Source organism: Ruegeria sp. AM5 (assembly GCF_056540645.1).
In genome coordinates this window covers 487,029-508,436 of sequence record NZ_JBQFXC010000001.1, presented here as the reverse complement: position 1 = coordinate 508,436, position 21,408 = coordinate 487,029, and the positions used below count along the sequence as shown (strand labels likewise).

The 21,408-nt window shown below is 58.0% G+C and carries 19 protein-coding genes; 14 read left to right on the top strand and 5 right to left on the bottom strand.

The genetic code is table 11. The features are described from left to right. The first annotated feature begins 53 nt into the window (after positions 1 to 53). From ACR0AH_RS02570 to ACR0AH_RS02550, 5 genes are all read left to right on the top strand, one after another. Complete coding sequence (locus ACR0AH_RS02570; RefSeq protein WP_480590207.1) at positions 54 to 1,880, top strand: extracellular solute-binding protein; 1,827 nt, start codon at positions 54 to 56, stop codon at positions 1,878 to 1,880. Between the two features lie 32 nt (positions 1,881 to 1,912). Next, positions 1,913 to 2,737, top strand: a complete 825-nt coding sequence (locus ACR0AH_RS02565) for an arsenate reductase/protein-tyrosine-phosphatase family protein (RefSeq protein ID WP_170421885.1) — start codon at positions 1,913 to 1,915, stop codon at positions 2,735 to 2,737. Positions 2,738 to 2,763: 26 nt separating this feature from the next. Next, on the top strand, positions 2,764 to 3,240 hold the full coding sequence (locus ACR0AH_RS02560) for an arsenate reductase ArsC (protein ID WP_170626896.1): 477 nt from the start codon (positions 2,764 to 2,766) through the stop codon (positions 3,238 to 3,240). Next, positions 3,237 to 3,896 carry an aquaporin gene (locus ACR0AH_RS02555; protein WP_170465314.1) on the top strand — a complete coding sequence of 220 codons (660 nt, stop codon included), beginning with the start codon at positions 3,237 to 3,239 and terminating at the stop codon, positions 3,894 to 3,896. Before ACR0AH_RS02560 ends, ACR0AH_RS02555 begins: the two co-directional genes overlap by 4 nt. Before the next feature lie 187 nt (positions 3,897 to 4,083). Further along, entirely contained in the window at positions 4,084 to 4,320 is a 237-nt protein-coding gene (locus ACR0AH_RS02550) for a hypothetical protein (RefSeq protein ID WP_170465312.1), read from the top strand. Here ACR0AH_RS02550 and ACR0AH_RS02545 read toward each other — a convergent pair. After that, positions 4,309 to 4,932 (bottom strand): XRE family transcriptional regulator, encoded by a 624-nt coding sequence (locus ACR0AH_RS02545; protein ID WP_170396891.1) that lies wholly within the window; start codon positions 4,930 to 4,932, stop codon positions 4,309 to 4,311. The two genes, ACR0AH_RS02550 and ACR0AH_RS02545, sit on opposite strands and share 12 nt — an antisense overlap. 65 nt (positions 4,933 to 4,997) lie before the next feature. Here ACR0AH_RS02545 and ACR0AH_RS02540 point away from each other — a divergent pair, with 65 nt between their 5' ends. From ACR0AH_RS02540 to ACR0AH_RS02520, 5 genes are all read left to right on the top strand, one after another. Next, positions 4,998 to 6,515: a class I adenylate-forming enzyme family protein gene (locus ACR0AH_RS02540; RefSeq protein ID WP_480590205.1), complete on the top strand. Its 1,518-nt coding sequence runs from the start codon at positions 4,998 to 5,000 to the stop codon at positions 6,513 to 6,515. Continuing rightward, positions 6,512 to 7,171, top strand: a complete 660-nt coding sequence (locus tag ACR0AH_RS02535; RefSeq protein ID WP_480585187.1) for a DsbA family oxidoreductase — start codon at positions 6,512 to 6,514, stop codon at positions 7,169 to 7,171. Before ACR0AH_RS02540 ends, ACR0AH_RS02535 begins: the two co-directional genes overlap by 4 nt. 73 nt (positions 7,172 to 7,244) lie before the next feature. Beyond that, positions 7,245 to 8,453 carry a multidrug effflux MFS transporter gene (locus ACR0AH_RS02530; protein WP_480590203.1) on the top strand — a complete coding sequence of 403 codons (1,209 nt, stop codon included), beginning with the start codon at positions 7,245 to 7,247 and terminating at the stop codon, positions 8,451 to 8,453. Positions 8,454 to 8,509: 56 nt separating this feature from the next. After that, complete coding sequence (locus ACR0AH_RS02525; RefSeq protein ID WP_480590201.1) at positions 8,510 to 10,174, top strand: hypothetical protein; 1,665 nt, start codon at positions 8,510 to 8,512, stop codon at positions 10,172 to 10,174. After that, positions 10,171 to 10,848, top strand: a complete 678-nt coding sequence (locus ACR0AH_RS02520; RefSeq protein ID WP_170567142.1) for an SH3 domain-containing protein — start codon at positions 10,171 to 10,173, stop codon at positions 10,846 to 10,848. Before ACR0AH_RS02525 ends, ACR0AH_RS02520 begins: the two co-directional genes overlap by 4 nt. Here ACR0AH_RS02520 and mfd read toward each other — a convergent pair. Together mfd and ACR0AH_RS02510 are read right to left on the bottom strand one after the other, a co-directional pair. Then, positions 10,845 to 14,300 (bottom strand): transcription-repair coupling factor, encoded by a 3,456-nt coding sequence (gene mfd, locus ACR0AH_RS02515; RefSeq protein ID WP_480590199.1) that lies wholly within the window; start codon positions 14,298 to 14,300, stop codon positions 10,845 to 10,847. The genes ACR0AH_RS02520 and mfd overlap by 4 nt on opposite strands. A gap of 21 nt (positions 14,301 to 14,321) precedes the next feature. Further along, positions 14,322 to 14,846 carry a component of SufBCD complex gene (locus tag ACR0AH_RS02510; protein ID WP_170396878.1) on the bottom strand — a complete coding sequence of 175 codons (525 nt, stop codon included), beginning with the start codon at positions 14,844 to 14,846 and terminating at the stop codon, positions 14,322 to 14,324. A gap of 120 nt (positions 14,847 to 14,966) precedes the next feature. On the opposite strand from ACR0AH_RS02510, the gene hemB reads away from it, so the two are divergent. The 4 genes from hemB (at position 14,967) to ACR0AH_RS02490 (ending at position 19,808) form a co-directional block, all read left to right on the top strand. Beyond that, a complete protein-coding gene (gene hemB, locus ACR0AH_RS02505; RefSeq protein ID WP_480590197.1) occupies positions 14,967 to 15,965 on the top strand; it encodes a porphobilinogen synthase in 999 nt (332 codons plus the stop codon). A gap of 143 nt (positions 15,966 to 16,108) precedes the next feature. Continuing rightward, entirely contained in the window at positions 16,109 to 16,681 is a 573-nt protein-coding gene (locus tag ACR0AH_RS02500) for a lipid-binding SYLF domain-containing protein (protein WP_170396874.1), read from the top strand. A gap of 165 nt (positions 16,682 to 16,846) precedes the next feature. Further along, positions 16,847 to 19,309 carry a penicillin acylase family protein gene (locus tag ACR0AH_RS02495; RefSeq protein ID WP_480590195.1) on the top strand — a complete coding sequence of 821 codons (2,463 nt, stop codon included), beginning with the start codon at positions 16,847 to 16,849 and terminating at the stop codon, positions 19,307 to 19,309. 103 nt (positions 19,310 to 19,412) lie between these two features. Next, on the top strand, positions 19,413 to 19,808 hold the full coding sequence (locus ACR0AH_RS02490; protein WP_480590193.1) for an SgcJ/EcaC family oxidoreductase: 396 nt from the start codon (positions 19,413 to 19,415) through the stop codon (positions 19,806 to 19,808). Here ACR0AH_RS02490 and hflX read toward each other — a convergent pair. Continuing rightward, complete coding sequence (gene hflX / locus ACR0AH_RS02485) at positions 19,805 to 21,076, bottom strand: GTPase HflX (RefSeq protein ID WP_480590191.1); 1,272 nt, start codon at positions 21,074 to 21,076, stop codon at positions 19,805 to 19,807. The genes ACR0AH_RS02490 and hflX overlap by 4 nt on opposite strands. After that, positions 21,076 to 21,315 carry an RNA chaperone Hfq gene (gene hfq, locus ACR0AH_RS02480; protein WP_005982826.1) on the bottom strand — a complete coding sequence of 80 codons (240 nt, stop codon included), beginning with the start codon at positions 21,313 to 21,315 and terminating at the stop codon, positions 21,076 to 21,078. Before hfq ends, hflX begins: the two co-directional genes overlap by 1 nt. Positions 21,316 to 21,408: the final 93 nt, after the last annotated feature.

Sequence of the window (21,408 nt, the reverse complement as noted above, 5' to 3'; positions counted from 1 at the left end):
ATGGCTACGGTGAATCCCAAACAAAATAAGGCCAGAGCAGGATTGTTTCCAAAATGAGCCCCGATTATCTCCGCCCCCTTCGTCCCGCGATTGTGGGAATCACCTGTATTTTCGCCGCCTCAATGGCGTCAGCAGAATCGGCCCATGGCATAGCTATGTATGGTGACCCGGCCCTACCACCGGATTTTGTGTCGCTACCCTACGCAAATCCTGACGCGCCCAAGGGCGGCAAGGTCGTATTTGGCAATACCGGCGGCTATAACAGTCTGAACCCGTTTGTGCAAAAAGGCACCGCGCCGTGGCAGTTGCGATTTTGGACTCATGAAAGCCTGATGGGCCGCTCCTGGGACGAACCTTTCACTCTTTACGGGTTGTTAGCCGAATCAGTTGAGACGGATTCGGACCGAACCTGGGTCGAATTCACGCTGCGCGAAAATGCTGAATTCTCGGATGGATCGCCGGTCACTGTCGATGACGTGATCTGGTCGTATGAGACACTGGGCACCGAAGGCCACCTGCGATATCGCGGGCTGTGGGGCAAGATTGATAGCATTGAAAAGACTGGACCGCGCAGCGTTCGGATCACCTTTAACGAACCGGATCGCGAACTGGCCCTGATCGCCGGAATGCGCCCGATCCTGCAAAAAGCGCAGTGGGAGGGAAAGTCGTTCGCTGACGCTCAACTACACGATATACCCATCGGTTCCGGACCATACGTAATCGATGACTATGAGGCTGGCCGCTATGTGAACCTGCGTCGCAATCCTGACTATTGGGGTGCCGATATCCCCTACCGCAAGGGCACGATGAATCTGGATGACATGCGGGTTGAGTTCTACGGAGACGGCACAGTCGCGTTTGAAGCGTTCAAAGCTGGCGAGCTTTCGGCCGTTCGTGAATTCAACGCGGATAAATGGAACACGCAGTACAACTTCCCAGCGGTTCAGCGCGGTGATGTTGTGAAGACGGAAATTCCCCATCAAAAGCCGTCAGGCATGACCGGCTTTGTCATGAACACGCGCAAGGCCCCATTCGATGACTGGCGCGTACGCGAGGCACTAACGCTGGCCTTCAACTTCGAGTTCATCAACGACACCATTACAGGCGGCGCGCAGCCCAGGATCACCTCCTATTTCTCGGGATCGGAATTGGGGATGCAACCCGGACCGGCCACTGGTCGTGTCGAGGAATTGCTTCAACCTTACGCCGCCGAGTTGGCACCGGGCACGCTGGATGGATATGAATTGCCTCAAAGCGATGGAACCGAACGCAACCGTCGCAATATCCGCAAAGCGCTTAAACTGCTGGAAGAGGCCGGATGGACAATTCAGGACGGCCAGCTTCGCAACGCCAGCGGTGAGCCGTTTGTGATTGATCTGGTCATCAGCCAGGGCAGCCTGAATGTGGTGCAGGATGTCGGCGTGATCGCGGAAATCTTCGCCCGCGCCCTCGAACGCCTGGGTATCCAGTTGACAGTCGAGAAAGTAGATGACGCGCAATATACTTCACGCATCGATGCGCAAGATTTTGACATGACCCCGTTCCGTCGTGCGCTGTCGCTCTCGCCAGGCAACGAACAACGCCTGTATTGGGGCAGCGAAAACGCAAATGCTCCCGGGACGCGGAATGTTATGGGCCTGACCTCGCCCGCCGTGGACGGGCTGATCGACGCGATGCTGGCCTCGGAAAGCCACGAGGATTTTGTTGCGGCAACGCGCGCGCTGGATCGTGTTCTGACAGCGGGTCGCTATGTCATTCCTATCTGGAGCTTTGATGTCGGCCGTATCGCCCATGTCAAAGAGCTGAAACAACCCGACACTCTGCCAATTTATGGCGATGGGCCAGAATATATGCCACAGGTCTGGTGGTTTCAGGATTGACGAATCCTCTCTATTTCCATATTTCATGAATTATGGAAATAGAGATTCATGACAGGCTGAACGCACTCGCACATCCCAAGCGGCTGGATCTGTTCCGGCTGTTGATGCGTCGCTATCCAGATTCCGTAGCTGCGGGTCAGATTGCCGAGGCTTTAGCGCTGAAACCCAATACTGCGTCAACCTACCTGAATGCATTGAAATCCGCCGGGCTGATCCAGCAGTCGCGCAGCGGGACATCATTGCAATATGCCGCCAACTTACCAGCGGTGCGCGGGCTGTTTGATGAGTTGCTGGGCGGTTGCTGTCAAAATCGTCCTGATTTGTGCATGCAACCCTCGGATGACCCCGTTATGGCGTCCCCTGACCGCGTAATGAATGCGCTTTTCCTCTGCACCGGAAACTCGGCCCGTTCGATCATGGCGGAGGCCATCCTGAACAATGAAGGTAACGGCTTGTTTCGCGCTTATTCGGCAGGAACGGCACCATCGGACGGACCAAATTCAATCGTTTTGGAACTCTTGAAGCAAAAAGACTACGACACGACCTCGCTCCGCTCAAAATCACTGGAAGAATTTGCCGCTGCTGATGCCCCAAAGATGGATTTTGTCTTTACCGTCTGCGACCACGCGGCGAACGAGGCCTGCCCCGCTTGGCCAGGACAACCGATAAGCGCGCATTGGGGTCTGCCCGATCCGGTCAAAGTTGAAGGAACCGACGCGCAAAAGCAGCTGGCATTCCAGCAGGCCTACGGATTGCTGCGCAACCGTATCACCGCCTTTGCAAGCCTCCCGTTCGAAACGCTCGACCGCATCTCACTACAGCACAAGGTGGATGATATCGGTCGAATGGCCGAATAGTCCTCGATCAATCCAAGGATACCCCCATGAACATACTGGTTCTATGCACCGGCAACTCGGCTCGGTCGATTCTGCTGGAGTCGCTCTTCAATCACACCGGCGAAGGGCGTGTACGCGCCTATTCAGCAGGCTCCAACCCGACCGGGAAGGTGCATCCGCAATCCTTGACGCTGCTTGGTGCCGAAGGCCATGACATCCGCGATTCCCGCTCTAAAAGCTGGGATGAGTTTGCAGCAGAAGATGCTCCGGAAATGGACATAGTGATCACGGTTTGCGGCTCAGCCGCCGAAGAGACATGCCCCGTCTGGCCCGGCGCCCCTGTACGCGCGCATTGGGGTGTCGAGGACCCGGCTGCCGCGTCTCAGTCAGACTGGGAAACCGCCTTTAGGACCGCATATGACATTCTTGGGCGCCGCGCCGAAGCACTTCTGGAGCTGCCCATTGAAACCATGGACAGCGTTGAACTCTCGGCCCATCTCAAACGTATAGGAGCCCTGCTGTGAGCGCCCGCCAATACTTTGCCGAATTCCTCGGAACCGCCTTCCTGCTGATCGGCGTTGTCGGATCAGGCATCATGGCGCAAACCTTGTCCGACGGGAACATCGCGCTGGCGTTGTTGGCCAATGCAATTGCGACCGGCTGCATCCTTTACGCTATCATCACTACGCTCGGCCCTGTCTCGGGCGCTCACTTCAACCCTGCAGTGACATTGGCCTTTGCGCTGCGCGGTGAACATCCCTGGCGTGCGGTCACCCCTTACATGCTTGTTCAGATTGCCGGAGGTATCGCGGGGGTCTGGGCCAGCCATTACATGTTTGACCTGCCGATTCTGCAAACTTCGGAAACGATGCATCGTACCGGGGCTCATCAGTGGTTTTCGGAAATTGTCGCCACTTTGGGTTTGCTGTTTGTGATTTTCGGCGGAATTCGGCACAAGCCGGACACGGTACCAGCCCTTGTGGGCCTCTATATTACCGGCGCCTACTGGTATACGTCTTCCACAAGTTTTGCTAATCCGGCCGTTACAATCGCAAGGGGCTTTACGGATACCTTTGCGGGGATATACCCTGCGCACATTCCGATGTTCATAATTATGCAGTTAATTGCTGTATTTATCGGACACAAAATACTGAACTGGTTATTCGAACCAGCAGAATAACGGACCGGCCGCCACTCACTTTACAGCAGGTCCGTGGGCCCGTTGCGGTATCTCCGCAGCGGGTTTTTTGCATCTTATCTCCCGACTGCGGCTGCGACATTTTGTCATGTCTGCAGCAACGCACGGCGCTCCGTAGGCTGTCTTGGGGGAGAGCAATCCTGAAACACCAACTAAGGAAGGCTCGCAGATGCTAAACTGGGCTGATCTGACGCAAGACTGGGACGCGTCATATGCGCGTGCAAAACGTAGGTTCCCGAACCTGCGGGATAGGGATATGGCGCGCGTTGGCGAAGATCGCAAACAGTTCGAAGCTTACCTGGCCGAGCGTCACCACCTGACCGTAAACGAGGCGCGCGAAGAGCTTGAGGATTTCCTGTTCACCGAAGCATTGAACCGTGAAGCGGCCCAATCCCTAAGCAAGTGACGTCACCCACAGGATCGTCGCATCCTCATCACTGACCGAAATGACGTTATGCCCCATGCTGCCGTCGTAGTAAGCGCTGTCGCCGCGGCGCATTTCGACCGGCTCATAGAACTCGGTAAACAACCGCACCACTCCGGTCAGGACATACAGAAATTCCTCACCATCGTGACGCACCCAGCCGTCAAATTCTTCCATCGAGCGTGCACGTACACGGGCGCGATAGGGCAGCATCTGCTTTTTGGTCAGCGTTTCTGCCAGCAACTCATGTTCGTAGGTGGTGGTCGCATGGGCCGCCCCCCCGCCCATCTTGGTCACTGCCATTCGACCGATCACCTGATCGCGTTGTGGCGGCGTAAAAAGCTGAGGCACCGAAATCTCCAATCCGGTCGCCAGCTTTTTCAAAGCATCATAGGTCGGAGACATCTGACCATTTTCGATCTTGCTGAGTGTCGACCGGGCCAGACCCGCCTGACTCGCCGCCTGTTCCAGCGTCCAGTTGCGGGCTTTACGCAGTTCGCGCACGCGCGCGCCCAGATCGACCGGCTCCAACTCGGTGTTGACACCATTGTCGCGAGCAATTCTGACGATAGATTTATGATCATTGGTGGCCATGGGTCTTTCTATAGGGCGAGCATGCCCTGCTTGCAACGCGCCTCGCACGGCGATAGCCAGTTCTCATGTTGTCGATCTTTGATCAGGGGCCGCCCGCGCCCTGCCCGCGCCCGTTCAATCTTGCCGCGCATGTGCTGCGCCATGCGCAAAGTTCAGCTGAGAAGACCGCGCTTTCAGTGCTGAGATCGGATGGTGCTACAGACTGGACCTATGGCGATCTGCATTCGGCGATAATGGGCACCGGTTCAGGATTGCTGCAGAGCGGCCTTCGCGCCGAAGACATTGTTCTCATGCGATTGGGCAATACCGTCGATTTTCCGATCGCCTATCTGGGCGCAATCGCCGTGGGGCTGGTCCCCGTGCCCACCTCATCACAACTGACCGAGCAAGAGACCGCAAAGATCATCGACGATCTGAAACCAGCCGCCATTTTGCGAGATCCTCAGGTCGGCTGCGCGCCGCACCCGGATCAGATCATGCTGCCTGAACTGGCCCGGATGCGATCATTGCCGCCTGCAAGTTTTGCCATGGGTGATCCCGAGCGGCTTGCCTACGTGGTCTACACTTCGGGCACTTCGGGCAAACCCCGTGCGGTTGCGCATGCACACCGCGCCATCTGGGCTCGGCAGATGATGGTCGACGGCTGGTATGGCCTGAAATCCTCGGACCGGCTGTGCCATGCGGGGGCATTCAATTGGACCTACACGCTGGGCACCGGCTTGATGGACCCCTGGGCCATTGGTGCAACGGCTCTGATCCCTGAACCCGGGACAGACATACGCGATCTGCCTGCCCTGTTGAAACAACATCGCGCCACCATCTTTGCAGCCGCACCGGGGGTCTTTCGGAAGATGATGCAAAGTGACGCGCATCCCGGCCTTCCCGATCTGCGCCACGGCCTTTGCGCCGGGGAAAAGCTGTCGCGACACCTGCATGAACAATGGGTGCAGTCCACCGGCACCGAGCTTTATGAGGCTTACGGCATGTCCGAATGCTCGACCTTCATCTCATCCAGCCCAAGCCACCCGGCACGCGGCACAGCGTTGGGGCAGCCGCAGCCCGGGCGTCGGATTGCCATCCTCGGGCCGGATGGCCCTGTGCCACAAGGTCAGGAAGGTACAATAGCCGTACATCGCGAAGATCCGGGCCTGATGCTAACCTATCTGAATGCCCCCGACGAGGCCGCTGCTCGGATGCAGGGAGATTGGTTCCTGACCGGTGATCAAGGCGCGATGGCCGTTGATGGGCAAATCACCTATCTGGGTCGAGATGACGACATGATGAATGCGGGCGGATATCGCGTTTCCCCGGTCGAAGTCGAGGCGGCCTTATCCACCCATCCCGAGATCACCCAGGTCGGGGCGGCTACGGTTGAGGTAAAACAGGACAGTTCGATCATCGTTGCCTTCTACACTGGCCCCGAAGAACTGGACGCGGCGGACCTGCACGCCTATGTGTCTGACAAGTTGGCGCGCTACAAACAGCCGCGTGCCTTTGTCCATCTGCCCGCCTTACCCACCGGAGGCAACGGCAAACTTCTGCGCCGCGCCCTGCCGGCCTATTTCAAGGCGACGTCCGAATGACACACACTGTAAAGCTCGACATCATGTCCGATCCGATTTGCCCCTGGTGCTATATCGGCAAGACCCATCTGGACAAAGCGCTCGCCGAAGTGCCAGACCACCCCTTTGTGATCGAGTGGCACCCCTTTCAGCTGAACCCCGATATGCCCGACGAGGGCATGGATCGGCGCGAATACCTTGAACGGAAGTTCGGCGGCAAGGACGGAGCAGTTCGTGCATACGCGCCCGTTGTTGAACATGCCGAAAACGCAGGTTTGAATATCGATTTCGAAGGCATGAAACGCACGCCCAACACGCTGGATGCCCACCGCCTGATCCACTGGGCGGGGATTGAGGGCAAGCAGGATGCCGTGGTCGATGCACTCTTTAATGCTTACTTCGTCGAGGCGCGTGATATTGGTGATCATGAGGTGTTGGCTGATGTCGCCGACAGCGTCGGCATGGACGCAGCGGTCGTACTGAAACTGCTGCAGTCAGACGCCGACCGAGAAGATATCCGTAACCGCGACAGCCATTCACGCGAAATGGGCGTAAATTCGGTTCCCACATACATCGTTGCAAACCAGCACGCCGTTCCGGGCGCGCAACCTCCTGAATTGTGGGCAAAAGTGATCTCTGAGATCATGTCTCAGATTGAGGCTTCCCCTGCAGAATAGCACATACCTCTGTGCATTTCTGATCTAGTCCAACCCGAAACGCCGTGATAGCGCATTCGGGAAGGAGTTCCCCATGGCCGACCGCATGTCCCGGGGCGAATTCATTGCGTTGATCGCGATGATGTTCGCCACGATAGCCTTTTCGATCGATTCAATGCTGCCAGCCCTGCCCGAGATCGGCGCAGAGCTCAGCCCCTACGATCTGAACAAAGCACAGTTGATCCTGACCTCTTTTGTGCTGGGCATGGGGATCGGCACATTCTTTACTGGGCCAATTTCCGATGCGGTCGGGCGCAAGCCGGTGATTTATGGTGGTGCCGCTCTCTATATACTGGCCTGCGCTGTTGCGTGGTCCAGCTCATCGCTTGAACTGGTGCTGGCTGCGCGCATCGCGCAGGGCCTCGGGGCGGCCGGGCCGCGCGTTGTGGCTATGGCGATCATTCGTGACTTGTTTTCAGGGCGCGAGATGGCGCGCATCATCTCGATTGCGATGATGATCTTTACTCTGGTCCCCGCCGTGGCACCGCTGCTAGGCGCAGGCGTTATTGCACTGGTCGGCTGGCGCGGCATCTTTGTGTCCTTCATCATATTCGCCACGATCATCGTGATCTGGATGGCCACGCGCCTGCCTGAATCTTTGGCGCCCGAAAACCGGCGCCCCTTCCGCCTGCCCCTGATGATTGCGGCAGTGCATGAGATGTTCGCACACCCCACCGTGCGCCTCTCGATCCTGGTGCAGACGCTTTGCATGGGGTTGCTGTTCACCATGCTAACGATGGTTCAGCCGGTTTTTGACGTCATCCATGATCGGGCAGACAGCTTTCCCTTCTGGTTCGCCTTCGTGGCGCTGATCTCGGGTTCGGCCAGCCTTTTGAACGCTGCCGTGGTCGTGCGCGTTGGCATGCGCCGCATGGTGACCTGGGCCTTGGGCGGGCAAATTCTGATAACAAGCATTGTGATAATCCTGAACATGACACCGCTACCACCGGGCGCATCCTTTGCTGTGTTCGTGGCATGGCAGACCTCGATCTTCTTTATGGCCGGTGTAACCATGGGCAACCTGAACGCCATTGCCATGGAACCTATGGGTCATATCGCGGGAATGGCTGCCTCGGTCATTGGCTCGATCGCCACAATTCTGGCGGCTGCCATCGCGGCCCCTATTGGGCTGTTATTTGACGGGTCGATCACACCGCTGACGACCGGCGTGCTAACGATGTGCATCCTTGGCTTCGGCCTGATGCTACATATGGGCCGGATCGAAAACAGACTGCCCGCCTGATCTGTGCAGAGCCGCTGAAACACGCTAACCTTCCCGCAAATCGTGGGGGGGGCGCCATGAGCGACTATTATGATCTGGGCACGTATTCCTGTGCCGTCACCACAGCATCACCCGAAGCACAGCTTTGGTTCGATCGCGGATTGGTCTGGACGTATGGCTACAACCACGACGAAGCGGTCACCTGCTTTCAGAAAGCTGCCGAGATTGACCCGGATTGCGCCATGGCCCATTGGGGCGTCGCCTATGCAGCAGGCCCAAACTATAACCTGCCTTGGGAATTGCGGGACGATCAGGGCCGGGCCAAATCACTGGCCATCGCCTATGATGCAACACAGAAGGCGCTGTCGCTGCTCGACGGGTGCACAGCGGTTGAGCAAGCGTTGATCCGCGCCCTACCCGCCCGATACCCTCAGCGCGCGCCCACCGAAAACATGCGCCAGTGGGACTATGACTATGCGGACGCCATGCGCGCCGCATTTGCCGAACAGCCTGATGATCTGGACCTGCGCACGATCCATGTTGAGGCGCTGATGAACCTCACCCCGTGGCAGATGTGGGACCTGAAAACGGGCCAACCGGCCGAGGGTGCCGCGACCCTTGAAGCGCAAGACGCTTTGGAGAGCGCTATGGTCAATGACCCGGCGTCGATGTCTCATCCCGGTCTACTTCACCTATATGTGCACCTGATGGAGATGTCGCCGACGCCAGAAAAGGCGCTGCAGGCCGGAGACATCCTGCGCACACTTGTGCCCGATGCCGGGCATCTGGTGCATATGCCAACCCATATCGATGTGCTGTGCGGCCATTACCACAATGTTGCATACTGGAACGAAAAGGCTACAGAGGCCGATCTAAAATATTATGAGCGTGAAGGCGCGTTCAACATTTATACCGGCTATCGACAGCACAACTATCACTTCACTATCTATGGCGCGCTGTTCCTCGGTCAGATGGAACCAGCCCTGCGTGCCAATCAGGGCCTGTGGGATACCACCCCCGAAGATATGCTTCGGATCGAAAGCCCGCCCATGGCGGATTATTTTGAAAGCTACATGTCCATGGGCCCGCATATCCTGATCCGCTTTGGCCGCTGGGAAGAGGCCAAGGCACTGAATTTGCCAGACGACCCTGACCTTTATCGCACTTTGACAGCAACAACACATTATGCTCGCGCCATCGCCCATGCGGCCACTGATGAGGTGGCGCAAGCCGAGGCCGAAGAGCAGTTGTTCCTTGCCGCAAAAACCTGCGTGCCCGAGACCCGCCGCCTGCACAACAATCGGGTCATCGACCTTCTGGAGATCGCAGCGGAAATGCTGCGCGGAGAAATCGAGTATCGCAAAGGCAACTACGAGATTGCCTATGCACATCTACGCCGCTCGGTCGAGTTGGATGACACGCTGCCCTATGACGAGCCATGGGGTTGGATGCAACCAACACGCCATGCGCTTGGTGCGTTGTTGTTCGAACAAGGGCATGTGAACGAGGCCGAGGCAGTCTATCGTGAAGATCTAGGCTTGGGTGGCACGCTCAGCCGCGCCTCGATCCACCCTGACAATGTCTGGAGTTTGAAGGGTTTGCATGATTGCCTGAAAGCACGCGGCGAGACAGTAGAAATCCGCCAAATCAAGCAACGCCTTGATCTTGCCTTGGCGCGCGCGGACCGCACCGTCGGCGCGTCATGCTTCTGTGCCCAAGCCGCTATGAGGGCTGCGGAATGAAGCTATTCCTTTTGGTGGCAGGCCTGCTGCTTGCCACTCCAGCGCTGGCACAGCGCCAGACCTTTCCACCTATCGACGAGGCAGGTCAAAATCCATCACTGGTCGCATTCCGAGCTGACTTGCTGGCGAAAATCGAGGCACGCGATACCGATGCAGTTGTCGCCGCCGCTTGTCCCGACATCTATCTCAGCCACGGTACAGCAGGTGGACCGGAAGAGTTTCGCACCAACTTGACTGTGCCTCCGGAAACGCTTGGTGAAGAATTTAAGGACGAGGCTGCGGAGCTACGTGATTTTTACTGGTCGCAATTGCAGCAAACGGTTTCCCAACCGGGATATTTTGACGATCAGGGTGAATTCTGGATGCCGCACTATTGGCGGATCATTCTTCCCGCTACAGTGGACCCTTTCACCGCCTTCTACGTTTCGGGCGAAAGCATCACACTGCGTCAAGCACCGTCTCGTGGCGCGCCCATCCTCGCGCTGATCAGTCATGAAATCGTGATCGTCCCTGACTATCAACCTGATGAGGAATACCAGAAAATCAGACTGACCGATGGGACATCGGGCTACTTACTCAGCGATTTTCTGGCATCAATGGTCGGTTACCGCGCTGCGTTTGTAAAATCCGAAGCGGGTGACTGGCAGCTCTGCACTTTTGTGACAGGGGACTAGGCTTTCGCCTTTTTCTTCACAGCCACGACCTTTTCGGCCAGATCACGGGCGATGGCAAACGCACCTTTGATCTTGTCGCTGTCCTTCTTCCAGTCGCGCCGCACAACGATCTTGTTGTCCTTGACCTTGGCCAGCCCGCGTTGGTTCTGAATGAACTCGACCAACCCCTCGGGTGAGGCGAACTTATCATTGTGGAACTGTATCGTTGCGCCCTTTGGCCCGCCGTCCAGCTTGGCGATCCCGGCACGTTTGCACATCGCCTTAATGCGCACGACAAGCATCAGGGTATTCACCTCTTTCGGCAGGCTGCCGAAGCGGTCGATCAACTCGGCAGCGAATCCTTCCAGTTCCACTTTCGTCGACAGTGACGACAGGCGGCGGTAGAGGCCCAGACGCACGTCCAGATCGGGCACATAATCCTCGGGGATCAGAACCGGGACACCCAGATTGATCTGCGGCGCCCATTGGTCATCGGCATCCGATAGCCCCTCCATCTCGCCGGCTTTGATCTTGGCAATCGCCTCTTCCAGCATCGATTGGTAGAGTTCGTAGCCCACATCACGCATCTGGCCGGACTGTTCCTCACCCAGCAGGTTGCCCGCACCACGAATGTCGAGATCTTGCGATGCCAGTGTGAACCCGGCCCCGAGCGTATCCAGCGAGCCCAGAACCCGCAGCCGTTTCTCAGCCGTCGCCGTCAGGCGCTGGCGCGGTTTGGTGGTCAGATAGGCATAGGCGCGGGTTTTTGAGCGCCCCACCCGCCCCCGGATCTGATAGAGCTGCGCTAGGCCAAACATATCCGCCCGATGCACAACCATCGTGTTGGCAGTTGGAATATCCAGCCCGCTTTCCACAATCGTCGTGGCCAGCAGAACGTCGTATTTACCGTCGTAGAACGCGTTCATCCGGTCATCAAGCTCACCCGCAGCCATCTGCCCGTGTGCGACCACGAAGGATAATTCAGGCAACTGCTCTTTCAGGAATTCCTCGATCTCAGGCAGGTCAGAGATGCGCGGCACCACATAGAAGCTCTGCCCGCCACGATAATGCTCGCGCAGCAGCGCCTCACGGATCGGTACCGCGTCGAATTCGCTGACATAGGTGCGGATCGCAAGCCGGTCGATGGGGGGCGTGCCTATGATCGACAGATCACGCACGCCTGTCAGGGACAGTTGCAGAGTTCGTGGGATCGGTGTCGCTGTCAGGGTCAGGACGTGTACATCTGAACGCAGCTGTTTCAGCCGTTCTTTGTGGCCCACGCCGAAATGCTGTTCCTCGTCGATGATCAGCAGGCCTAGATTATTGAACCGTATCCCTTTCGCCAGCAACGCATGGGTGCCGATCACGATATCTACAGTGCCTCGCGCCAACCCATCGCGGGTTTGCTGCGCCTCTTTGGCCGAGACAAAGCGCGACAGTTGCCGGACTTCAAGTGGGAAACCCCGGAAGCGTTCCTTGAAGGACGCCGCGTGTTGCCGCGCGAGCAACGTGGTCGGTGCCACAATGGCAACCTGTACGCCCGACATCGCGGCGACAAAGGCTGCGCGCATGGCGACCTCGGTCTTGCCAAAGCCTACATCCCCACAGATCAGGCGATCCATCGGCGCGCCGGAATGCATATCCTCCATCACTTCGGAGATGGCGCGCAACTGATCGTCGGTCTCCTGATATGGGAAACGCGCGCTGAACTCTTCCCATGCATGCGGCGGTGGGTCCATGACAGGAGCTTTCCGCAGGGCTCGTTCGGCGGCGATGCGGATCAGCTTGTCCGCCATTTCGCGGATGCGCTCTTTCAGCTTGGCCTTCTTGGCCTGCCAAGCGCCACCACCCAAGCGATCAAGCAGACCTTCGTCATGGCCATATTTCGAAAGCAGTTCGATGTTTTCGACCGGCAGGTAGAGTTTGGACTGTTCAGCATATTCCAGCAGCAGGCATTCATGCGCGGCCCCCGCAGCCGTAACGACCTCCATCCCCTGATACCGCCCGATCCCGTGGTCAACATGCACCACCAGATCACCGGGCGACAGCGACTGCGTTTCAGTCAGGAAGTTCTCGGCCTTGCGGCGTTTCTTGGGTTGGCGGATCAGACGGTCGCCCAGAACGTCCTGTTCCGAGATCACGGTCAGATTGGGCGCTTCAAACCCGTGTTCCAATGCCCAAACCGCAAGATGCAGGCCGCGCTTTCCAACCCGGGTTCCGTCGGTCACCGGGATCGCCTCGGCCAGGCCTTCATCTTCGATCAAGCCGGTCAGTCGTTCACGAGCGCCTTCGGAGTAAGAGGCAATGAGGACCGGCCCCTTGTCCATCTTTTCGGTGATATGCGCCGCCAGAGCGCCAAACAGGCTGATGCTTTCCTGCTGACGTTCGGGTGCAAAGTTGCGCCCGATCCGTCCGCCTGCATCGATCACGCCCGGACCACTCGCCTGCGGCAGCGGGCTGAACTGCAAAACGCGACGATCGCCCACTGCATCTTCCCATGCAGCATCGTCCATATAGAGCAGACCGGGAGGCGTCGGTTTATAAACCGTATCCATGCGCGAGCGGTTTTCCAAAGCGAGCTTTCGCGTCTCATACTGATCCGCAATCGTATCCCAGCGCGCCAGCCGAGCAGGCGTGACTTGATCGTCAAGCGAGATTGAGGCCCCCGGAAGATAGTCGAACAGGGTTTCCAGTTTTTCATGGAAAAACGGCAGCCAATGCTCAATCCCCTGGTGCTTGCGACCTGCGCTGACAGCTTCGTATAAGGGATCATCCGTACCCGCCGCGCCGAATTCGATGCGATAGTTCTGACGGAATCGGGTGATGGCGGCTTCGTCCAGTATGACCTCGGACACCGGGGCAAGCTCGACCACATCAAGTTTTTCAGTCGTTCGCTGCGAGACAGGATCAAACCGGCGTGCACCATCCAGAACATCCCCGAACAAGTCCAGCCGCACGGGACCGCTCTCACCGGGTGGGAAGATGTCGATGATACCGCCTCGGATAGCGTAGTCTCCGGGCTCCATCACCGTGGGGCTTTGGGTAAAGCCCATGCGCACCAGAAAGTTGCGTAGGGCATCTTCGTCGATGCGCTGATCTACGCGAGCGGTGAATGCGGCCTCTCGCAATACTGCACGCGCGGGTACCCGTTGGGTCGCGGCATTGAGCGTGGTCAGCAGCACGAACCGCTGCGGCATCTGATGCACCAAAGCAGCCAGTGTTGCCACGCGGGCAGCAGAAATGTCGGCGTTGGGCGACACCCGATCATAGGGCAAGCAGTCCCATCCGGGGAATACAAATACGGGCATGTCCGGCGCAAAGAATGCCAACGCTGCCCGCATCGCCTCCATCCGTTTGTCATCGCGGGCGATATGACAGACTGGACCGCCCGAGCGCGCGATCTCATTCAGCACAAGCTGTGCATCAAACCCCTCGGGGCCGCCGCCGACTGTTACGTGGTTCGGAGCCGTCATTACCTTGCCTTTCAGGGATTACTAACCCAGGACACCAATCGAAATGTTCTGATACATTCCCCAGAACGCAGTGATCAAGATCGAGAACATACCGATGATCTGAGTAAAGGTCCGACTGCGCGTCAGCGTTTTGGAAACATTTTCTACGGTCGCTTCTTGAGTCTGCAATCGACGCGCTGCCGCAATACTGATCATCATGACAAAACACATCGGGAGCAGAAGAAGGAATACGGCCTGTGCAAATTCCACGTCGTAGAAGAATCCCAACGTTGCAAGGCCTGTCAAAACAAAACAGCAAATTGCCATCAATACCAGACCCGAGGTTTCGACGATGTACAACACTCTGTTCGAGTTGATCCGCGCGACATCGAGAAGGTCTTGTTCTGATTGACCACCTACACGACGGGCGCGCATCACCAGATCATAGGGCACCCCCATCGTCCAGTGGCTGGCAGATGACCAAAGAACGGCCAGACCGATCCAGTACCACAGATTCGAAAAACTCCGCATGTCGATGAGTTCGAAAATCGAAGAGTATATGTCCAAGCGTCTGCCCTTTGTTCAACGTCCGCAGGGACCGTCATCGTAGCGATGCGTCCATTGTTACCCTTGAGACCACCGGGAATTCATGCCACCCAATGCGCAATTGTTCAAGGAGAGTGCGCCATGAAACCGACCATCGCCCCATATCCCCGGACACGTTTCCGCCGGGCCCGCCAATCTGAGGCGATCCGGGGTCTGGTGCGCGAGAACACATTGACCGTGAATGACTTTATTTGGCCTGTTTTTGTGCGCGACGGTGAAAACATCGAAGAACCCGTCCCGTCGATGCCCGGGGTCGTGCGACGCTCGGTCGACCTGATCGCCAAAGCCGCGGTTGAAGCGCAAGCCCTTGGTATTCCTGCAATATGTATTTTCCCGTACACCGATCCGAGCCTGAAAACCGAGGATTGTGCCGAGGCCTGGAACCCCGACAACCTGTCCAACCGCGCCATTCGTGCGATCAAGACCGCTGCGCCCGAAATCGCGGTGATGACGGATGTGGCCCTGGACCCCTACAACATCAACGGCCATGACGGCTATGTGGTCGATGGCGAGATTGTGAATGACCAGACTGTTGAGGCGCTGGTGAACATGACGCTGGCGCAGGCCGAAGCCGGAGCTGACATCATCGGCCCGTCCGACATGATGGATGGCCGTATCGGCGCCATGCGCAGCGCACTTGAGTCGGCTGGTCACCACAATGTCATGATCCTGAGTTATGCCGCCAAATATGCCAGCGCTTTCTACGGCCCTTTCCGCGACGCCGTTGGGGCATCGGGCGCTCTGACCGGTGACAAGAAGACCTATCAGATGGACCCTGCCAACTCGAACGAAGCCCTCCGTCTGATCGAGCGTGATCTGACCGAGGGTGCAGATATGGTCATGATCAAGCCGGGGATGCCATACTTGGACATCTGCCGACGGGTCAAAGACAGCTTCGGTGCACCGACCTATGCCTATCAGGTGTCTGGCGAATACGCGATGATCCAAGCCGCTGCACAAAACGGTTGGATCGACGGCGAAAAGGTGATGCTGGAAAGCCTGCTGGCCTTTAAGCGCGCAGGGTGTGACGGCATTCTGACCTATTTTGCACCCGAAGCCGCGCGCATCCTGCAGGGCTAACACTTCAGATTGTCGCAATTTTTCGCCGATTTGCTGCGTGCGCAGCACAGCTTTCCCGTGACAGGCCGGTGCAATCGGCGTATTCTTGCAGACAAGATCGGGAACACCCGACATATCAGGCACATACACAGAGACAGAGAAACATGAGCAGTTCAAACTCCCCCCGACTTAGCCGTCGCGGTTTTGCTTTTGGCATGGCCGGACTGACGCTGACCGCCGCCTGCGGCAACGGCGTTGGCAACTCCAACGCAGTCACACTCGACGCGCGCGTCGACGCGACGCTGAACGAGATGTACAGCAAGTATCCCAACACCGTTGAGATTGCCAACAAGGCCAACGGAATGTTGGTCATGCCACTGATTACAGATGCTGGATTTATCTTTGGTGGCGCCTATGGTCAGGGTGCACTGCGTATTCAGGGCGCGACGGTCGACTATTATTCCGCCATCTCCGGTACTGCGGGTCTGCAGATCGGCGCACAGCAATATGCGCATGTTCTGTTCTTTATGACCGAAGAGGCCTTGAACGATTTCCGCCGCTCCAGCGGTTGGACGGCCGGTGCAGATATCGGATACGTCGTCGACGCGACCGGAGAATCCTTGTCGACCGACACCACTCAGTTGCGCAAACCCGTGCTGGCCGCAGTCTTTGGACAGGCGGGTCTGAAGTTCGGCGCGACGGTCGAAGGCACCAAATATACGCGCATCATCCCCTAAGACCCCAGATACCACCCTCCCCCCTCTGACGAGCCCCGCTACATCTTGTGGCGGGGCTCCGTGTTTTCGCGGTTTTCCACAAATTCCAGTGGCATTTCCCTTTCGGTCGGGCGGAGGTTCCAGTAACCTTGGCGCAAATGACCGCATAGAATTCTCGGGGGACAGATGGGCCTGGTTTTTCGCTGGCTGGTGAGACTTACGACAGGCCTGATCCTGCTGGCAATCGCTGCTGTGGGGTTGGTCTACTTTCTGGCCAGCCAATCCCTGCCTGAATACAATCAAACCCTTGAAGTTGAAGGAATAACTGCCCCTGTCGAGATCGTTCGCGACACTGCAAATGTGCCGCATATACTGGGCCAGTCTGACCCGGACGTGTTCTTTGGTCTGGGCTATGCCCATGCACAAGACAGGCTGTGGCAGATGACCATTCTGCGTCGGACTGCACAGGGCCGCTTGTCCGAAGTGTTCGGCCAGCGCACGGTAGCCATCGACAAATTACTGCGTCGTTTCGATCTTTACGGGCTCGCTCATCGCTCAGTCGAGTTTCAGGACGACTATACCAAGGCCGCGCTTCGCGCTTATTCCGCAGGGATCAACGCCCGGCTTACCGAGATCAACGAACAGGCGCTTGGACGTGGCGCCCCCGAGATGTTCCTGTTCAACGCCCCCGTTCCCCCATGGCAGCCGGGCGACAGCGTAGCGATTATCAAGCTGATGAGCCTGCAGCTTTCCGGCCATCTTGCTGATGAAGTGTTGCGCGCACGCACATCGCTGATGCTGGATAATCCCGCACGGCTGGCCGACATTCTGCCCGACGTCCCCGGTCCCGGTATTGCCGCGCTGCCCGAGTATGCTGATCTGTTTCCAGACCTTCCGCGCTATGCCCAAGGCACCCCGATGCCCGACACGCCGCTGTCGCCTTTCCCGCAGCGCGGGCTGGCAGGTGCGTCAAACGCGTGGTCCGCCGCGCCGTCCCGCTCGGCCAGCGGTGGCACGTTGCTGGCAAACGATCCGCATCTGGGCCTCACCGCCCCGGGTATCTGGTATCTGGCGCGGCTGGAACTGGCCAAAGGCGGCGTTATCGGTGCAACCATTCCAGGCGTACCGGCAATCTCAGCCGGACGGAGTGAGCGCTTGGGCTGGGGCCTTACCTCCTCCTATCTGGACGATCAGGACGTTCACATCGAACAACTGAACCCCGACAATCCCGAAGAATACCTTACTCCAGACGGCTACAAACGCTTTCAGACCCGCCCTTCGATTATCGAGATCAAAGACGCCGCCCCAATTACCCTGACCCTGCGCTGGACCGAGAATGGCCCAGTTCTGCCGGGCACGCATTATGATCTGGAAACCATCACACCACCGGGCCATGTCGCGTCTCTGTCGTGGAGCGCGCTTAGCCCCCGCGATACATCCATGAGCGCCTCTTTGGCGCTGATGAATGCCGATTCAGTTCGAGACGCCATTGACGCGGCCGAGGACTATATTGCCCCTTCGCAAAACTTGTCGCTTGTCGATAAAGACACGATCGGCATGAAACTGGTCGGCGCAATGCCCCGGCGCGATCTGAACAATCAAAGCCGAGGCCGCATTCCCACCCCCGGCTGGCTGGAACGGAACCGTTGGCAGGGCCGCCTGCCCTATTCAGACAATCCTGAATTCGTGGCCCCGGTCGGCGGAGTTCTGGGTAACACCAACAACAAGATTATCGACCGGCCCTTCCCGCGCCATGTGTCGTACGAGTGGGGCGACACCCAGCGGGTCAATCGCTGGGAACGCCTGATGCAATCGCGCGAGGTACATACGCGTGACAGTTTTATCGAAGCGCAGTTGGACACGGTTAGCTTTACTGCGCGATCACTGCTGCCCCTGATCGGCGCTGATCTCTGGTTTACCGGTGAATCCGCACCCGAAGGTACGCCCGAACGGCAGCGTCAGATCGCGCTGGATCTGCTGGCCAACTGGAACGGTGAGATGAACGAGCATCTGCCGGAACCCCTGATCTACGCCGCATGGTTGCGCGCGCTGCAAATCCGCCTGATCTCGGACGAACTTGGCCCGCTGGCTGCCGAATACAAGCATGTCGAGCCGCTGTTTATCGAGCGGGTGTATCGCGATATCGACGGTGCCTCGGTCTGGTGCGACGTGGTTCAGAGCGCGCCCGTTGAAAACTGCACCGACATGGCACGACTGGCCCTGGATGACGCGATCATTTGGATTTCCGAGCGCTATGGCCCCGCACTCGAATCTTTACGCTGGGGCGATGCGCATCAGGCCACCCAGGACCACCCTGCGCTGGGCCAGGTTCCGGTGCTGCGGTTTTTCGTCAACATCCGCCAATCCACCAGCGGCGGCGATAACACCCTGCTGCGCGGGCGCACGTCAGGCGAAGGACCAGACCCGTTCCAGAATGTGCATGGCGCAGGTTATCGTGGCGTCTACGATTTTGCGGACCCCGATAGTTCGGTTTTCATCACCGCAACTGGCCAGTCAGGCCATTTCCTATCCCGCTATTATGACGATCAGGCCCAACTATGGCGGCGCGGAGAATACATCCCCATGTCGCTGGATATCGGGCTTGCCCGTGCAGCGGCAGTTGGTGTGACCGTCCTGAACCCGCGCTGATCTGATCGGCAAATCCCCGCCCCTTTTTGAACCTCGCGTGGCGCACCCCTTCGTTATCGCCTAAACTCGTCTGGCCGTCGCATTGCACGAAGGGGGAAAATGCATGGGCAGCTTTCGAGACACCTTAAACAATCTCGCACGCGATTATGCCATCGCCTGGAGCTCGGGCGATCCCGACTTGGTCGCCAGTTTTTTCGCCCCCGAAGGTCAGATCAGCATTAATCGCGGTAAGCCCCTGCGCGGCCATGCCGAAATCGCTGAAATGGCCCGCGGGTTCTATGCAGAATTCCCCGATCTTGAGGTGCGTTGCGATATGATGCGTTGGGCCGGAGGGCATGCCATTTTTGTCTGGACTCTCGAAGGCCATCACGCCGAGACCGGCAACCGTGTCGTTACACGCGGCTGGGAAGAGTGGGAGCTTTCAAAGGACAACAAGGTGCTATCATCGCTTGGGTGGTTCGATGCAGAGGATTACCAGCGCCAGATAGACGGTACCTAGAACGCCGCGAAGAGGGACGCCTGCTTGTCAGTCCAGAGCACCGTGATCTCGAACCCCTCTTCGGTCTGATCTTCAGACCTGACCACATCCTGACGATAGAGCCACGCGCGTTTGTCACCATCGGCAAAGCCCAGTTTCAGGATAGTCTCATGCCGCGCGCCCTGCAGGATCGTGGCGATTTCAGACAGCAGCGGATCAACACCTTCGCCCGTTACGGCCGATATGGCAAAGATCGCCGGATCACGCTCGGCCCGGGCAAGCGCGGCTTCGCGGTCTTCCGGGCTCAGCAGATCGATCTTGTTCCAAACCTCCAACCGGGGGCGACTGTCCTCGACACCCAGAGAGTTCAGGATCGCCTCAACATCCCGTGCCTGTGCTTCGGTTTCTTCGTGGCTGATATCGCGGACATGCACGACCAGATCAGCGCCCAGAACCTCTTCCAGCGTGGCGCGGAAGGCCGCAACCAGTTCCGTGGGCAGGTTCGAGATGAAACCCACGGTATCGGACAGGATCACCTCGGGGCCATCCGGCAGCTCAACCCGTCGCATGGTTGGGTCCAACGTGGCGAACAGCATGTCTTTTGCCATCACCTCGGCCCCGGTTAGGCTGTTGAACAGCGTGGATTTCCCGGCGTTTGTATAGCCAACAAGTGCAACAATCGGGTATGGAACCTTCGCGCGCGCTGCGCGGTGTAAGGTGCGGGTCTTCACCACTTTTTGCAATTGGCGGCGCAGGCGGACCAGTTGTTCATCAATGGCACGCCGGTCGGCCTCGATCTGAGTTTCACCGGGACCACCCACAAACCCAAGGCCACCGCGCTGACGTTCCAGGTGGGTCCAGGCCCGAACCAGTCGCGTACGCTGATAGCTAAGCGCGGCCATCTCAACTTGCAGCACACCTTCGCGGGTACGCGCACGGTCGCTGAATATTTCCAGAATCAAACCGGTCCGGTCGAGGATTTTGACCTTCCACGCTTTTTCCAGATTGCGCTGCTGAACCGGAGTCACTGGCCCGTCGATCAGAACCAGCTCGATCTCATTGTCGTGGAGGCGTTCGGCCAGTTCCTCGATCTTGCCGCTGCCGAACAGAAAACCAGCCTGCGCGCGCGGTAGGCGCACTATTTCGGAACCGACCACATCCAGATCGGGCAAAGCGGCAGCTAGTGCCACCGCCTCTTCCAGCGCTGGTTCGGGGACACGGCGCTGTTCATCTGATTTGATTTCGGGATGCAGCACCCAAGCCCGGGTGCGCGCCCTCTCATGTTCCATCAAGAGGCGTCTTCGCCCTCATACAGGTTGATCGGCTGTGACGGCATGATGGTCGAAATCGCATGCTTGTACACCAACTGCGACTGTCCGTCGCGGCGCAGCAGCACGCAGAAGTTATCGAACCAGGTGATTACACCCTGCAATTTCACACCGTTGATCAGGAATATTGTGACCGGGACCTTTGCTTTCCGTACATTGTTCAGGAACGCGTCCTGCAGATTCTGTCTGTCCGAAGCCATATTTTGTTATCTCGCCATTGTTCTTGCTACGCGCTGCGGACCAACGCGCTCCCTCCGGCAGAGTATGGAGTGCCGCGCACAGATATTCCAGAT

Bases quoted from the DNA above. Each gene is read 5' to 3' on its own strand.
- ACR0AH_RS02570 (WP_480590207.1), top strand. From the start codon at position 54: ATGAGCCCCGATTATCTCCGCCCCCTTCGTCCCGCGATTGTGGGAATC.
- ACR0AH_RS02565 (WP_170421885.1), top strand. From the start codon at position 1,913: ATGGAAATAGAGATTCATGACAGGCTGAACGCACTCGCACATCCCAAG.
- ACR0AH_RS02560 (WP_170626896.1), top strand. From the start codon at position 2,764: ATGAACATACTGGTTCTATGCACCGGCAACTCGGCTCGGTCGATTCTG.
- ACR0AH_RS02550 (WP_170465312.1), top strand. From the start codon at position 4,084: ATGCTAAACTGGGCTGATCTGACGCAAGACTGGGACGCGTCATATGCG.
- ACR0AH_RS02545 (WP_170396891.1), bottom strand. From the start codon at position 4,932: ATGGCCACCAATGATCATAAATCTATCGTCAGAATTGCTCGCGACAAT.
- ACR0AH_RS02540 (WP_480590205.1), top strand. From the start codon at position 4,998: ATGTTGTCGATCTTTGATCAGGGGCCGCCCGCGCCCTGCCCGCGCCCG.
- ACR0AH_RS02535 (WP_480585187.1), top strand. From the start codon at position 6,512: ATGACACACACTGTAAAGCTCGACATCATGTCCGATCCGATTTGCCCC.
- ACR0AH_RS02530 (WP_480590203.1), top strand. From the start codon at position 7,245: ATGGCCGACCGCATGTCCCGGGGCGAATTCATTGCGTTGATCGCGATG.
- ACR0AH_RS02525 (WP_480590201.1), top strand. From the start codon at position 8,510: ATGAGCGACTATTATGATCTGGGCACGTATTCCTGTGCCGTCACCACA.
- ACR0AH_RS02520 (WP_170567142.1), top strand. From the start codon at position 10,171: ATGAAGCTATTCCTTTTGGTGGCAGGCCTGCTGCTTGCCACTCCAGCG.
- mfd (WP_480590199.1), bottom strand. From the start codon at position 14,300: ATGACGGCTCCGAACCACGTAACAGTCGGCGGCGGCCCCGAGGGGTTT.
- hemB (WP_480590197.1), top strand. From the start codon at position 14,967: ATGAAACCGACCATCGCCCCATATCCCCGGACACGTTTCCGCCGGGCC.
- ACR0AH_RS02500 (WP_170396874.1), top strand. From the start codon at position 16,109: ATGAGCAGTTCAAACTCCCCCCGACTTAGCCGTCGCGGTTTTGCTTTT.
- ACR0AH_RS02495 (WP_480590195.1), top strand. From the start codon at position 16,847: ATGGGCCTGGTTTTTCGCTGGCTGGTGAGACTTACGACAGGCCTGATC.
- ACR0AH_RS02490 (WP_480590193.1), top strand. From the start codon at position 19,413: ATGGGCAGCTTTCGAGACACCTTAAACAATCTCGCACGCGATTATGCC.
- hflX (WP_480590191.1), bottom strand. From the start codon at position 21,076: ATGGAACATGAGAGGGCGCGCACCCGGGCTTGGGTGCTGCATCCCGAA.
- hfq (WP_005982826.1), bottom strand. From the start codon at position 21,315: ATGGCTTCGGACAGACAGAATCTGCAGGACGCGTTCCTGAACAATGTA.